Below are 13,773 nucleotides of genomic sequence, written 5' to 3'. Positions count from 1 at the left end.
GCGAGACGCGTCCGCCGCGCCGTCCGTTCGACCGTCTCCATATAGGAGACCGGCCCGATCTTCAAAAGGATTGCCGCACGGTCGGCCCGGTTTCGCCGCCGCTCAGGCGTCCGCCGCCGCCTCGATCGCCTCCATGTCGTCGTCGGAGAGGCCGAAGTGGTGGCCGATCTCGTGGATCAGCACATGCGCGATGATGGCGCCCAGCGTCTCGTCGTGCTCGGCCCAGTAGTCGAGGATCGGCCGCCGGTAGAGCCAGATCTGGTTCGGCAACTGCCCCGTCGAGGGCACGGCCGACCCCTGGGCCAGGCCGACCCCCTGGAAGAGCCCGAGCAGGTCGAAGGGCGACTCCAACTCCAGGGCGTCGAGCGCGTCGTCCTCGGGAAAGTCGGCGATGCGGATCAGGATCTCCCCGGTCAGCCGCCGGAAGCCGTCCGGCAGGCCGCTATAGGCCTCCGCGGCCAGCGCCTCGAAGTCTTCCAGGGTGGGGGCCTTGGCGTCGAGCCAGGTCGTCGGCGTCATGGGGGTCTCCGGCTGATGGCACGCCCGGGTCGCCGGGGGCCTCACCCCGCGTAGGTACGGACGAGGTGCAGGATCAGCAAGCCCGCCGCCACCAGGGCCAGCGCCCGTCCGAGCCGCTTGCCCCAGACCTCCACGGGGTCGGCCTGGTCCGCGTCGGCGGCGCCGAAATGCTCCGCGACCCGGTTCGCCGTCGTCTTCGCCGTGCCGGACAGGACCGTCTCGCTGTCCCGCTCCGCCCGGGCGAGCACCGCCTCGGCCTCCCGCCGCCGCTCCGCCTCGATCTCCTCGCGTCGGTTCATGGCGCGCCTCCTCGCCCGAGGGTTAGCACGGCTCCGCGCCGGCTTCAAAAAGGGGCCCGCCGCCCGGCCCAACGTCGGGTTTGCCCCGGGGGTCGTTCGGTGCTATCGCGCTCGCGAGATCCTCCTCCGTCTTCCGTCGAGCCCGCCGCCGGCCATCGGCGCCGGCTCGGCCACCCGAGGCCGCGCCATGTCCGTCGAAGCCAAGTCCATCGCCCCGCCCGACCGGGTCCCGGTCCGCCGCGCGCTCCTCTCCGTCTCCGACAAGACCGGCATCCTCGACCTCGCCCGCGCGCTGGCGGCCCGCGGCGTGACCCTCGTCTCCACCGGCGGGACCTCGAAGGCCCTGCAGGACGCGGGCCTCGCCGTCACCGACGTCTCCGAGGTCACCGGCTTCCCGGAGATCATGGACGGCCGCGTCAAGACCCTGCACCCCAAGGTCCACGGCGGCCTCCTCGCCGTGCGCGGCGACGAAGGCCACGCCGCCGCCATGGCGGCGCACGGCATCGAGGGCATCGACCTGCTGGTGGTCAATCTCTACCCCTTCCAGGACACCGTCGCGCGCACGAAGGACTGGGCGACCGCGATCGAGAACATCGACATCGGCGGGCCCGCCATGATCCGCGCCGCCGCCAAGAACCACGCCTACGTGGCGGTGGTGGTCGACCCGCGCCAGTACGCCGAGGTGCTCGCCGCCCTGGACGCCGGCGGCGGCGCCACCTCGCTGCGTCTGCGCAAGAAGCTCGCCCAGGAGGCCTTCGGCCGCACCGCCACCTACGACGCGGCGGTCTCCAACTGGCTGGCCGACCAGCTCGGCGACCCGAACCCGCGCTACCGCGCCCTCGGCGGCGAGCTCGTCGAGGTCATGCGCTACGGCGAGAACCCTCACCAGCTCGCCGCCTTCTACCGCACCGGCGAAGCGCGCCCGGGCGTCGCCACCGCCCGCCAGGTCCAGGGCAAGACCCTCTCCTACAACAACATCAATGACACCGACGCCGCCTACGAGCTGGTCGCCGAGTTCGACCCCAGGACCACGGCCGCCGTCGCCATCATCAAGCACGCCAATCCCTGCGGGGTGGCGGTCGGCAAGACCCTCAAGGAGGCCTACCTCAAGGCCCTCGCCTGCGACCCCGTCTCGGCCTTCGGCGGCATCGTGGCCCTGAACCGCCCGCTCGACGCCGAAGCGGCCGAGGAGATCGTCAAGATCTTCACCGAGGTGATCATCGCCCCCGACGCCGCCGAGGACGCCCAGGCGATCGTCGCCGCCAAGAAGAACCTGCGCCTGCTGATCGCCGGCGGCCTGCCGAAGCCCGGCGACATGGGCCTGACGGTCAGGACCGTGGCGGGCGGCTTCCTCGCCCAGACCCGCGACTTCGGCACCGTCGACGACATCGACCTGGAGACGAAGACCCGCCGCCAACCGACCGCGCGCGAGGAGAAGGACCTCGCCTTCGCGTTCCGGGTCGTCAAGCACGTGAAGTCCAACGCCATCGTGTTCGTCAAGGACGGCGCGACGGTCGGCATCGGCGCCGGCCAGATGAGCCGCGTCGACAGCGCCCGCATCGCCGTCCAGAAGGCCGCCGACGCCGCACGCGCGGCCGGGCTCGACGAGCCCCTGACCCGGGGCTCGGTCGCCGCCTCGGACGCCTTCTTCCCCTTCGCGGACGGACTGGAGACCATCGTGGCGGCCGGCGCCACCGCGGTGGTGCAGCCCGGCGGATCGATGCGAGACGACGAGGTGATCGAGGCCGCCGACAAGGCCGGGATCGCCATGGTGTTCACCGGCATGCGCCACTTCCGCCACTGAACGCTGGGGCCTCTCCACGCATCCGTGAAGGCGGCGCTTGACTTCTCGCATTGCCGTGCGCGGCCGCGGACCCTATAGCCTTTCTCCCGGAAGGTGCCGGAAAGAGCCGGCCCGCGCCCGCACGAGACCCGCATGGCCCTGATCGACTACGCCAATCCGACGCGCTTCCTCGGCCTCGTCGAACGGCTCGTGCCCTGGCTAGCCGCCGTGACCGGGATCGTGCTCGCGGTCGGTCTCGGCCTCGTCTTCGGCCTCGCCCCGGACGACTACCAGCAGGGCGCCACCGTCAAGATCATGTTCATCCACGTGCCGGCCGCCTGGCTCGCCATGTTCTCCTATTCGGTGATGGCGCTGTCCTCCCTCGGCACGCTGGTCTGGCGCCACCCGCTCGCGGACGTCTCCGCCAAGGCCGCCGCCCCGCTCGGCGCCGCCTTCACGTTCGTCTGCCTCGTCACCGGCTCCCTGTGGGGCAAGCCAATGTGGGGCACCTGGTGGGTCTGGGACGCGCGCCTGACCTCCGTGCTGGTCCTCTTCATCATGTATCTCGGCTTGATCGCCCTCTGGCAGACCCTCGAGGACCCGATCAAGGCGGGTCGCGCCGCCGCGGTCCTGACCCTGGTCGGCATCGTCAACATCCCGATCATCAAGTTCTCGGTCGACTGGTGGAACACGCTGCACCAGCCCGCCTCGGTGTTCCGGCTGGACGGCCCGACCATCCACGCCTCCATGCTCTGGCCGCTCCTCGTCACCGCCCTTGGCTTCACCCTCCTGTTCCTCACCCTCCACCTGATGGCCATGCGCAACGAGATCCTGCGCCGCCGGATCCGGACGCTCCGGATGATGCAGGCCGCCGCGGTGGCCGGGTGAGCGCGCTCATGTTCGGTCTCGGCCCGCACTGGGGATTCATCGTCGGCGCCTACGCGCTCGCCGGGCTCGTCATGGTCGGCCTCGTGGTTTGGGTCCTGGCCGACCTCAAGGCCCAGCGCCGCATCCTGGCCGACCTGGAAGCCCGCGGCGTCCGCCGCCGCTCCGCCCGCGACACCGACCCGGGAGCCGGCGAGCCATGACCGACCCCGGCCTCACCGAGGCCCCCCGTCGGGGCCGGTCGCTCCTGCTGATCCTCCCGCTCGTCCTCTTCCTGGCGCTCGCGGGCCTGTTCCTCTACCGCCTCGCCACCGGCGGCGGCACCTCGGAGGTGCCGTCCGCCTTGATCGGCCGACCCGTACCGGCCTTCGAGCTGCCGCCGCTCGAGGGCCTGAACCGCCAGGGCAACCCCGTCCCCGGCCTCGCCACGGCGGACCTCAAGGGCCGCGTGACGGTCGTCAACGTCTGGGCCTCCTGGTGCGTCCCCTGCCGGCAGGAGCACCCGATCCTGGAGGATCTCGCCAAGGACGGCCGCATCCGCGTGGTCGGCATCAACTACAAGGACGAGCCCGAGAACGCCCTGCGCTTCCTCGGCCAGCTCGGCAACCCCTTCGCGGCCGTGGGCACGGACCGCAAGGGCCGCACCGCCATCGACTGGGGCGTCTACGGCGTGCCCGAGACCTTCGTGGTCGCCGCCGACGGAACCATCGCGTACAAGTTCATCGGCCCGCTCTCGCCGGAAGGCCTGGAGGCGCGGCTGAAACCGGAGATCGAAAAGGCCCTCGCCCGCAAGTGACGGCCCGCGGAACCGGACGCCCGGCGAGCCGGTCCTCCCGGAGGTACCGACCATGCAGGACGAAGACATCCACGCCGGGCCGGCCCGGCCACCCGGCTTCCGCCGCACCGTCCCGCCCGGCGACACGCTGGAGCGCGACGTCTGCGGCCATTGCGGCTTCGTGGACTACCGCAACCCGAAGGTGATCGTCGGCTCGGTCGTGCGCGCGGCCGGCCTCGTCCTTCTCTGCCGGCGCGCCATCGAGCCGCGCCGGGGCTTCTGGACCCTGCCGGCCGGCTACCTGGAGCTCGGCGAGACCGCCGAGGACGGCGCCCGCCGGGAGGCCCGCGAGGAGGCCAACGCCGATATCCGCCTGCGCGGCCTGCTCGCCGTCTACTCGATCCCGCGCATCGGCCAGGTCCAGTTGATCTACCGCGCGGCGCTCGCCGGAGGCGTCGCGCCGGGTCCCGAGAGCCTGGAGGTGGCGCTCCTCCGTCCCGACGAGATCCCCTGGCGGGACCTCGCCTTTCCGTCGGTGGCCTGGGCGCTCCGGCAGGACGCCGAGGTCGAGGCGGGCCGGGCGTCGGGCCCTTTCGGCAATCCGGATGGCGAGACCGGCGACCGCTTCGCGCCCGGGGCGAGCGGCCTCTGAGACGGCCTCAGTCGCAGATCGGCACCTTGTGCCAGCCCACATGCGTCTCGCCGAGGGAATTGAGGTAGGGCCCGTAGACCCGCTGCCAGCGGCAGTCCGGCTCGTAGGCCTCGTCCGGCCCGAAGTCCACCGCCGGCGCGCGCCAGTGCGGATAGACCGGCACCCCGACATAGACCCCGCGCGACCGGTGCTCCGGCCAGGACTTCGGCCGGTGCCAGGCCGGGCCGTAGGTCTCCGGCTTGCGGACCCGCACCGACGGGGCGCCGAGGTACCGTTCCGACGGGGTGAGCGCATAGGGATCGCCCGCCCAGGCCGGCAAACCGGGCAGGGCGACGATCAGGAAGGCGAGCGCGGCCGGGCGAATCGGCATGGCGGGTCCTCGATGGTCCACGCCCGAGAGGAACGCGGCGGCCGCGCGAAGGCAAGCCTGTCCGCCGCCGGCCCCGGCCCGGCGCATGAAAAAAGCCGGGGCACGAGGCCCCGGCAGGCTCGAGGATCGCCAGGCGAAGGGTCGGTCAGTAGCAGACGCGCTTCGAAACCCAGGCCGGACCGTGGTACGTCCAGATCTGACGGGGCTTCCAGAAGCAGCTGTGATAGGCGGGATAATAGAAGCGCGGCCGGTAGAAGTGGCCATGGAAGCCGTGGTGGCCGTGCTTGACCTTGACGAAATAGCCGGCCTCGGCCGACGAGGTCGTGGCGGCCGTCATGCCGGTCGCCAGGGTGGCGGCAGCCGCGATGGCCAGCATGGTGGACTTCAGAGACATCGTTCACTCCTGTCAGGTGCGAGGCCGGAGATGGCCTCTCGATGGTGGAAAGCTTGCACCAGCCTGACTGAACCCCCTCTGAGAGTGACATTTAGCTGACGTTCACCGGCGAGGATTTTCGCCGACGGCGCGGAACGTTTTCGCCGGAGGCGCGTTTCCCGAGGTCGAGCCGGCGGGCTCGGCCGGACCCTCCGTCGACAGGCGGGCACCGCACAGAACGAAATCCGCCGCGGCGCCTCGGAGCCGATGCATGTCCCCTGCCGGTAGCCTCTACGGTCCGCTCGTCCTCCTCTCGATCGCCATCGCCGTCGTATCCTCCTATACCGCGCTCGACGTGGCGGGCCGGGTTCGATCGACGCGCGGGGGCCACGGCACCGCCTGGATCGCGATCGCGGCGCTCGCGCTCGGCGGCGGCATCTGGGCCATGCACTTCATCGCCCTGCTGGCGCTCGACATCGCCCCCTCGCTGCGGTTCGACCCGCTCCTGTCGTTCGCCTCCTTCGCGCTGGCCGTGGTGGCGGGGGCGATCGGCTTCGCCGCGGTCGCCATGGGGCGCGTTCATTTCGCCGTCGTGGCGGCGGCCGGGACCGTGATGGGCGTCGGCATCGCTGGCATGCACCTGCTCGGCATGGCGGCCATCGGCTACTCCGGCCACATCCGCCATGACCAGAGCTACCATGCCGCCGCGGTCCTGATCGCCGTCCTGGCCTCCACGGCCGCCCTCCGGGTCGCCAGTCTGCCGGTGGGCGTGACCCAGAGGGTGGCCGGGGCACTGATCCTCGGCACGGCGATCTCGGGCATGCATTACACCGCCATGGCGGGAACCGCCTTCCAGCCCGGCCAGTCGCTGGGGCCGGAGACCGGCTTCGACGCCACCACGCTGGCCATGGCGGTCGCCGCCGTGACGGTGCTGGTCCTGTTCCTCTCGCTGGTCGCCTCCGCGATGGACGAGCGCGCCGAACGGATCGCCCGGCGCGAGCGCGAGGCCCTCATCGAGAGCGAGCGGCGCTTCCGCATCCTGGTCGAGGGCGTGACCGACTACGCCATCTTCATGCTGAGCCCCGACGGCAAGGTCACCAACTGGAACAGCGGCGCGCGCCGCATCAAGGGCTACACGGCCGAGGAGATCGTGGGCAAACCCTACGAGATCTTCTACACCCCCGAGGACCGCGCCCGCGGCGAGCCCCGGCGCGCCCTCGAGAGCGCGCGCCGGGACGGCAAGTTCGAGGCCGAGGGCTGGCGCCTGCGCAAGGACGGAACCCGCTTCTGGGCCTCGGTCGTCCTCGACGCGATCCGCGACCCGGAAGGCCGGCTCGTCGGCTTCGCCAAGGTCACGCGCGACGCGACCGAACGGCGGGAGGCGCAGAAGAAGCTCGATGACGCCCGCCAGCAGCTCCTGATGATCCAGAAGCTCGACGCCATCGGCCAGCTGACCGGGGGCGTCGCGCACGACTTCAACAACCTTCTGGCGGTGATCATCGGCAACCTTGAACTGCTCAAGAAGAAGTTGCCGGACGATCCGAAGGCCCGGCGCCTGCTCGAAACCGCCATGAAGGGCGCCGAGCGCGGCGCCGCCCTGACGAGCCGGATGCTCTCCTTCGCGAGGCGCCAGGACCTCCGGCCCGAGCCGCGCGACATCCCGGCCCTCGTCCGCGGCATGGCGGACCTGCTGCAGCGCTCCCTCGGCCCTGCGGTGATGATCGAGACCCGCTTCCCGCTCGACCTGCCGCCCGCCCTCGTCGACGCCAACCAGTTCGAACTCGCCCTCGTCAACCTCGCCGTCAACGCGCGGGACGCCATGCCGGACGGCGGCACGCTGACGATCTCGGCGGCCGAGCGGACGATCCAGCCAGGGACCGGCCGGCTCGGCGAGCCGCCCGCGGGCAACTACGTCTGCCTGTCGGTGACCGACACCGGCAGCGGCATGGACCCCGAAACCCTCGCCAAGGCCGTCGAGCCTTTCTACACCACCAAAGGCGTCGGCAAGGGAACCGGCCTCGGGCTGCCCATGGTGGACGGCTTCGCGGCCCAGCTCGGCGGCAAGCTCGTGCTGAAGAGCGCCCCCGGGGAGGGGACCACGGCGGAGATCTGGCTGCCCGCAGACGCCGACGCGATCCGCCGCGCCGTGACGGTCCCGCCCGAGCGGACCGTGACCCAGATCCCCGTCGCGACCGCACGCCAGGAGAAGCACCGCATCCTGGTGGTGGACGACGACGCGCTCGTCCTGATGGCGACCGTCGCCATGCTGGAGGACCTCGGCCACGAGGTGCACGAGGCGCTGTCAGCCAAGGAGGCCCTGAAGCTGATCGAGTCGGGCCTCGCCTTGGACCTCGTCCTCACCGACGAGGCCATGCCGGGCATGACCGGGACCCAGCTCGCCGGCCGCCTCGCCGAGCTCCGCCCCGGCCTGCCGGTCGTCCTCGGCACCGGATACGCCGAGCTCCCCACCGGCTCCGACCAGGCCCTGCCCCGCATCACCAAGCCCTTCGACCAGGCGACGCTGAGGCGGGTGATCGAGGCCGCCCTGTCGCCTGCCGGCCCCGAGCCGGCCCGCGCCGAGTGGCCCGAGAACGTGGTTCAGCTCAAGACCGGGGCCTGACCTCGCGGGCCGGAGCTACTGCGCGAGATCGACGCCGTCGAACGGATAGCGCCCGAGCGGATCCATCTTGAACCCGCTGACCTCCTTGCGTATCGCCATGTAGACCACCGAGTGGGCGATCGGCACCCACGGGGCCTCCGCCTTGGCGATCACCTGCGCCTCGCGGTAGTAGCGCTCGCGCTCGCCCTGGTCGGCGCTCTCCTTGGCCTTGGTGATCAGCGCGTCGAAATCCCGGTTGCACCACTTGGCGACGTTGTTGCCCCCCGGCCGCGCCGCCGTGCAGCCGAGCAGCGTGTCGAAGAAGTTGTCCGGGTCGCCGTTGTCGCCCGTCCAGCCGTAGAGCGCCATCGAGGCCTCGCCGGCCTGGATCTTGGACCGGTAGACGCTCCACTCCTCGGTGACGAGCCTGAGCCGGATGCCGACCCGCGCCAGGTCCGCCTGGATCAGCTCGGCGATGCGCTTGCCGTTGGGATTGTAGGGCCGGCTCACCGGCATGTACCAGAGGTCGGTCTCGAAGCCCGCCGGGTGGCCGGCCTCGGCCAGGAGCCGGCGCGCCGCCTCCGGGTCGTAAGGGTAGTCCTGGACGGCGTCGTTGTAGGACCACAGCGTCGGCGGGATCGGATTCTTGGCCGGCGTGCCGGCGTCCTGGTAGACGGCCGACACGATCGTCTTCTTGTCGATCGCCATGTTGACGGCCCGGCGCACCCGCACGTCGTCGAAGGGAGGCCGGGCGGTGTTGAGCGACATGTAGCCGACGTTGAGGCCCTCGAGCTTCAACAGCCTGAGCGCCGGGTCCTGCTCGATCTTCTTCAGGTCCGCCGGGTTCGGGAAGGCCATCACGTGGCACTCCCCGGCCTTGAGCTTGGTCAGCCGCACCGCCGGGTTCGGGGTGATCGAGAAGACCAGCGTGTCGATCGGCATCGCCCCGGCCCAGTGCTCCGGGAACACCCGGTAGCGCACCGCCACGTCCTTCTGGAAGGACACGAAGCTCCACGGACCCGTGCCGATCGGGTCGAGGTCGAGCTGCTCGGGCTTGCCGAGCTTCAGGAGCTTGTCGGCATACTCGGCCGACTGGATGACGTTGAACGACATCGCCAGATTGGCGAGGAACGGCGCGTTCGGCTGCTTCAGCCGGATGCGCACCGTGTACTCGTCGATCTTGTCGATGCTCTCCAGGAGCTCCGGCATGGCCAGGTCCTTGAAGTAGTCGTACCGGGCGCCCGAGACGCGATGATAGGGGTGGTCCTCCTTCCACTGCCGGTTCAGCGAGAAGAGCACGTCGTCGGCGTTCATCGGACGGGTCGGCGTGAAGGCCGCGTTCGAGTGGAACTTCACGTTGCGCCGGAGCTCGAACGTGTAGGTCCGACCGTCCTCGGAGACCGACCAGCGTTCCGCCAGCCCCGGCAGGATCCGGGTGCCGCCCGGCTCGAACTCGACGAGGCTGTTGAACATCGGCTTGCCGGCGGCCACGCCCGTCGTCGTCGTGACGAGCTGGGGATTGAGGGATTCCGGGTTGCCCTCCGAGCAGTAGACCAGCGTCTTCGCCCCGGCCGCGTGCGGGAGGGCCGAGATCGCGAGCGCGGCCGCGGCGGCGAGGAGCGGCTTGCGGGAGACGGTCATGGGGGCTCTCCTCTCGGCGCCGTCGGTCAGGCCGACTGGCGCATCGGTTCGGCGGCGGTCTCGGCCGGGAAGTCGATGACGAACCGGGCGCCCTGGCCCGGCCGGCTGGTGATCTGGATCTGGCCCTGCAGCGTCGCCGTCACGATGTTGTGGACGATGTGCAGCCCGAGACCCGTCCGGCCCCGGTCGCGCCCGGTCGTGTAGAAGGGGTCGAACACCTTGCCGACATGCTCGGGCTCGATCCCGACCCCGTCGTCCGCGAAGTCGATGCGGATCCAGCCCTTGCGCGGCTCCGTCACCCGGATCGTCATGGTGCCGTTGCGGCCGTCCGGATAGGCGTGGTCGCGGGCGTTGGTGATCAGGTTGGTGACCACCTGCGCGAGGCTGCCCGGGTAGCTGTCGAGCACCAGCCCCTCCGGGCATTCGATCACCACCCGGTGCCCCGCCTTGCGCAGCACGGGGCTGAGGCTGGTCAGCACCTCCTTCAGCCACTCGTGCATCTCGAAGCTGCGTCGCTCCCCGCTCGCCTGGTCGGCCGCCACCTGCTTGAAGCTGTGGACGAGTTCGGCGGCCCGGTGGAGGTTGGCGAAGAGCAGCCGCGAGCCCTCCGTCAGCCGGTCGACCGCCCGGGTGAGGTCCGAACGGAAGAGCCGCCCGGTGTCGGCGCCTTCCTTGAGCTTGCGCACCTCGCCGTCGAGCGCCGTCGAGGTGGTCAGCGCGATGCCGACGGGCGTGTTGATCTCGTGCGCCACCCCCGCGACCAGCTGGCCGAGGCTCGCCAGCTTCTCGGCCTGGATCAGGCTCGTCTGGGCGGCCTGCAGCTCGACCAGCGCGGCGTCCGCCCTCTCCTTGGCGGCGATCAGGTCGCGCTCCCGCCGCCCGAGCTCGGTGACGAAGAAGTTGGCCGCCCGCGCCATCGAGCCGAGCTCGTCGCGCCGGACCGATTCGGCGATGAGACCGCCGCTCGGATTGGCGGCGAGCTCGCGCATCTGGTCACGCAGGCGCTGCAGCGGCCTCGTGATCGAGCGCGCCACCGCGAGGGCGGTCAGGATGCCGACCAGCAGGCCCAGCACCGTGCCGAGGATCAGCACCGTGCGGACGAAGCGGTCGATGGCGTCGGCGTTGCGCGCGAAGCTGTCGTTGAGGGCGTCGGCGCTCGAAGTCATCAGCCGCGCCGTCGCGTCCATGCGGGCGAGGATCCGGTTCTGCTCCTGCAGCCCGTCGCGCGTGGTGGTGAGCCGCTGGCGCCACTGGTCGATCGCTTCGATCATCTCGGTCTGGATCAGGGGCGAGATCGGCAGCGCCGCCACCGTGGAGGCGAGCTCGCCGCTCTCCGCGAGGATCGCCGAGACGGTCTCCACGTCCCGCGTCGCCAGCGCCTCCACGGTGCGCCGGCCGAGCTTCAGCGTCGTGATCGCGATGTTCTGCGTCGCCTGCTCGGTCTCCGCCGCCTGCACCGAATAGGTGAGGAGCTGCGAGATCTCCTCGTGCATGGCGCGCTGGTCGGTCGACGTGACCTTGATGAGCCGCTCCACCCACTCGGTCAGCGCCGGAACCCCACTCTCCTCCGCGGAGGCCCGTGCCGCCAGGCCGGCGAGCTCCGCCGCCTCCTCGGCGCGGTCCGCGTTGCGCAGGAGCTCCGTCAGGTCCGCCAGCGCCGTCCTGGCCCGGCCGGTGGCGATCGGGCCGGCCGGCCCCGGTACCGTCTCGAGCCGGCTCTCCAGCGTGGCAGCGCGCAGCTCCTGGGCAAGGTCGACGATGTCGCGCGCCATCCGGAGCCGGCGGTCGCCCTCGGTGATCGAAGTCACGATGTCGGCATTGGAGGCGTGCTGGCGCGCCCGCGCCGTGTCGGTCAGCGAGATCAGCGCCGCGGCGCGCGCATTCATCTCCTGAACCAGATGGTCGTTGCGCTGGGTGACGGCCCTGAGCTCGTCCATCTCGCGCCCGTAGGCGTCGAGCGCCCGCTTGGCCTCGTCGACCGCCTCCGAGCGGTTCGCCGCCCGCGCCGGCTCCGCGAGAGCCTCCAGCCGGCCCCGGGCACGCTCGACGAAGATCGTGAACCGGCCCGCGCGGCTCTCCCGGTCCTTCGCCTGGACGCGGATGTAGTCGTCGCGGGCGAGCGCCACCTCGGCGAGGTCGCGTGTCGCCGCGCTCGCCAGCACCGCGCTGCGGCGCGCCGTCTCGGCCTGGTCCAGCAGCAGCCACGCCACGACCGCGATCATCGCCGCGATGGCGATGGGGATGCCGCCGACGAGAGCCACTTTCGAGCGAATGCGCATGAGCGAACGACACCGACCCGGCCCGGACCTGCCCGGGTTCGCAAGAACTCCCATCCACCGCCCGATCCCTTAGCACGGAGCGGCGCCGCGAGGCGACCGTTTCGCGAGCCCTGCCCTTACGGACTGTTCCGCGCGGAACAGAGCGCTGCGCGCCGCTCCGGCTAAGTCGCGTCATCCGGCCGGGCGGACCCGGCCTGCAGACGAGGAGAAATGGAATGGTACGGCAAGAAAAGTCCGGCATGCAGCTCACGGGTGCCGGCGACACCGGCTTCGGCCACTACTGCAAGGCACTCGGCGAACTGCGACTCTTTGCCGGCGATCCGGTGGCCAGCGTCGACGCGGCCCTCGCCGAGGACCCCGACTTCGTGATGGCGCATGTGCTGCGCGCCTACCTGATGCTGCTCGGCACGGAGCCGGCTGGGGTCCCCGAGGCGCGCGCCTCGCTGTCCCGCGCCCTGAAGGTACCGATGACCGAGCGCGAGCGCGCCCATGTCCTGGCCGCCGGCCACTACGCCAATGGACGGCTCGGCGCCGCCTCGCGGGTGCTGGAGGACATCGCCATCGAGAACCCGCACGACCTCCTGGCCCTGCAGGTCGGCCATCAGCTCGACTATTTCACCGGCTCGGCACGCATGCTGCGCGACCGCATCGCCCGGGCCCTGCCGGCCTGGTCGGAGGACCGGCCCGGCTACCACGCCATGCTCTCGATGCAGGCCTTCGGTCTGGAGGAGATGGGCCAGTACGCCGAGGCCGAACGCGCCGGCCGCCGGAGCGTCGAGCTGGAGCCGCGCGACGGCTGGGGCCAGCACGCGGTCGCACACGTGCTGGAGATGCAAGGCCGCCAGCAGGAGGGGATCGGCTGGATGCGCCGGGACACCGAGGCCTGGTCGAAGGACAGCTTCCTGGCGATCCACAACTGGTGGCACCTCGCCCTCTACCACCTGGAACTCGGCGACATCGGCGAGGTTCTCGCCCTCTACAACGGCCCGATCCGGGGCGACCGGACGGCGCTCGCCATGACGATGATCGACGCCTCCGCGCTGCTCTGGCGCCTCACCCTGGCCGGCCACGACGTCGGCGACCGCTGGAACGCATTGGCGGACGACTGGTCGCCCCTCGCAGACGCCGGCAACTACGCCTTCAACGACGTCCACGCCATGATGGCCTTCATGGCTGCGGGCCGGGTCGACCTCGCCGAGCGGGTCCTGGAAGCCCAGGACCGGGCCGTCCGCCGGGTCGACGACAACGCCCTCTTCACCCGCGAGGTCGGCAGCCCGGTGACCAGGGCCGTCAAGGCCTTCGCGGAGGGGGACTATGCCGAGACGATCGCCCTGATGCGCCCGGTCCGCAACATCGCCTACCGGTTCGGCGGCAGCCACGCGCAGCGCGACGTGCTCGACCAGACCCTCGTCGAGGCCGCGATCCGCTCGGGACGCTCCGACCTCGCCGCGGCGCTTGCCGCCGAACGGCTCGCCGCCAGGCCCGAAAGCCCGCTCGCCCGCCTGATGGCGACCCGCGCGGCCCGCGGCCTCGCCGCCTGACGACCGGCCAATCCGATCTCCGGCCCGGAACACGCTCCGGGCCGGAGCCTCTCGGGC

Annotated in this window: 13 protein-coding genes; 7 read left to right on the top strand and 6 right to left on the bottom strand. The window is 71.3% G+C overall.

Going from position 1 to position 13,773, the window contains the following annotated elements; all coding sequences use genetic code 11:
* Positions 1–102: 102 nt before the first annotated feature.
* Both WBG79_RS16100 and WBG79_RS16095 read right to left on the bottom strand, forming a co-directional pair.
* Entirely contained in the window at positions 103–519 is a 417-nt protein-coding gene (locus tag WBG79_RS16100; protein ID WP_337358209.1) for a metallopeptidase family protein, read from the bottom strand.
* Positions 520–560: 41 nt separating this feature from the next.
* The gene (locus WBG79_RS16095) at positions 561–818 is read right to left on the bottom strand and encodes a hypothetical protein (protein WP_337358208.1); all 258 of its coding nucleotides are present in this window, start codon (positions 816–818) and stop codon (positions 561–563) included.
* 187 nt (positions 819–1,005) lie between these two features.
* Between WBG79_RS16095 and purH the strand changes: the two genes are divergently transcribed.
* From purH to WBG79_RS16070, 5 genes are all read left to right on the top strand, one after another.
* Positions 1,006–2,622 carry a bifunctional phosphoribosylaminoimidazolecarboxamide formyltransferase/IMP cyclohydrolase gene (purH, locus tag WBG79_RS16090; protein WP_337358207.1) on the top strand — a complete coding sequence of 539 codons (1,617 nt, stop codon included), beginning with the start codon at positions 1,006–1,008 and terminating at the stop codon, positions 2,620–2,622.
* Positions 2,623–2,754: 132 nt separating this feature from the next.
* Complete coding sequence (locus tag WBG79_RS16085; protein ID WP_337358206.1) at positions 2,755–3,489, top strand: heme ABC transporter permease; 735 nt, start codon at positions 2,755–2,757, stop codon at positions 3,487–3,489.
* Between the two features lie 8 nt (positions 3,490–3,497).
* Positions 3,498–3,689 (top strand): heme exporter protein CcmD, encoded by a 192-nt coding sequence (ccmD, locus tag WBG79_RS16080; RefSeq protein ID WP_337358205.1) that lies wholly within the window; start codon positions 3,498–3,500, stop codon positions 3,687–3,689.
* Complete coding sequence (locus WBG79_RS16075) at positions 3,686–4,282, top strand: DsbE family thiol:disulfide interchange protein (RefSeq protein WP_337358204.1); 597 nt, start codon at positions 3,686–3,688, stop codon at positions 4,280–4,282. Before ccmD ends, WBG79_RS16075 begins: the two co-directional genes overlap by 4 nt.
* 52 nt (positions 4,283–4,334) lie before the next feature.
* Positions 4,335–4,913, top strand: a complete 579-nt coding sequence (locus WBG79_RS16070; protein WP_337358203.1) for an NUDIX hydrolase — start codon at positions 4,335–4,337, stop codon at positions 4,911–4,913.
* Positions 4,914–4,920: 7 nt separating this feature from the next.
* Here the strand turns inward: WBG79_RS16070 and WBG79_RS16065 are convergent, their stop codons facing one another.
* A complete protein-coding gene (locus tag WBG79_RS16065) occupies positions 4,921–5,283 on the bottom strand; it encodes a hypothetical protein (protein WP_337358202.1) in 363 nt (120 codons plus the stop codon).
* Between the two features lie 145 nt (positions 5,284–5,428).
* Positions 5,429–5,677, bottom strand: a complete 249-nt coding sequence (locus WBG79_RS16060) for a hypothetical protein (protein WP_337358201.1) — start codon at positions 5,675–5,677, stop codon at positions 5,429–5,431.
* 250 nt (positions 5,678–5,927) lie between these two features.
* Between WBG79_RS16060 and WBG79_RS16055 the strand changes: the two genes are divergently transcribed.
* Positions 5,928–8,276 carry an MHYT domain-containing protein gene (locus tag WBG79_RS16055; RefSeq protein ID WP_337358200.1) on the top strand — a complete coding sequence of 783 codons (2,349 nt, stop codon included), beginning with the start codon at positions 5,928–5,930 and terminating at the stop codon, positions 8,274–8,276.
* 15 nt (positions 8,277–8,291) lie between these two features.
* On the opposite strand, the gene WBG79_RS16050 is transcribed toward WBG79_RS16055, so the two are convergent.
* Together WBG79_RS16050 and WBG79_RS16045 are read right to left on the bottom strand one after the other, a co-directional pair.
* A complete protein-coding gene (locus WBG79_RS16050; RefSeq protein WP_337358199.1) occupies positions 8,292–9,896 on the bottom strand; it encodes an ABC transporter substrate-binding protein in 1,605 nt (534 codons plus the stop codon).
* 26 nt (positions 9,897–9,922) lie between these two features.
* Positions 9,923–12,175 carry a HAMP domain-containing sensor histidine kinase gene (locus WBG79_RS16045; protein ID WP_337358198.1) on the bottom strand — a complete coding sequence of 751 codons (2,253 nt, stop codon included), beginning with the start codon at positions 12,173–12,175 and terminating at the stop codon, positions 9,923–9,925.
* Positions 12,176–12,390: 215 nt separating this feature from the next.
* Here WBG79_RS16045 and WBG79_RS16040 point away from each other — a divergent pair, with 215 nt between their 5' ends.
* Positions 12,391–13,716, top strand: coding sequence for a tetratricopeptide repeat protein (locus tag WBG79_RS16040; protein WP_337358197.1), 1,326 nt, complete (start codon positions 12,391–12,393; stop codon positions 13,714–13,716).
* Positions 13,717–13,773 lie beyond the last annotated feature (57 nt).

This window comes from Prosthecomicrobium sp. N25 (assembly GCF_037203705.1).
Taxonomy (GTDB): Bacteria; Pseudomonadota; Alphaproteobacteria; order Rhizobiales; family Ancalomicrobiaceae; genus Prosthecodimorpha.
The sequence above is the reverse complement of the archived record's forward strand: the minus strand, read 5'-3'. Positions and strand labels throughout refer to the sequence as shown.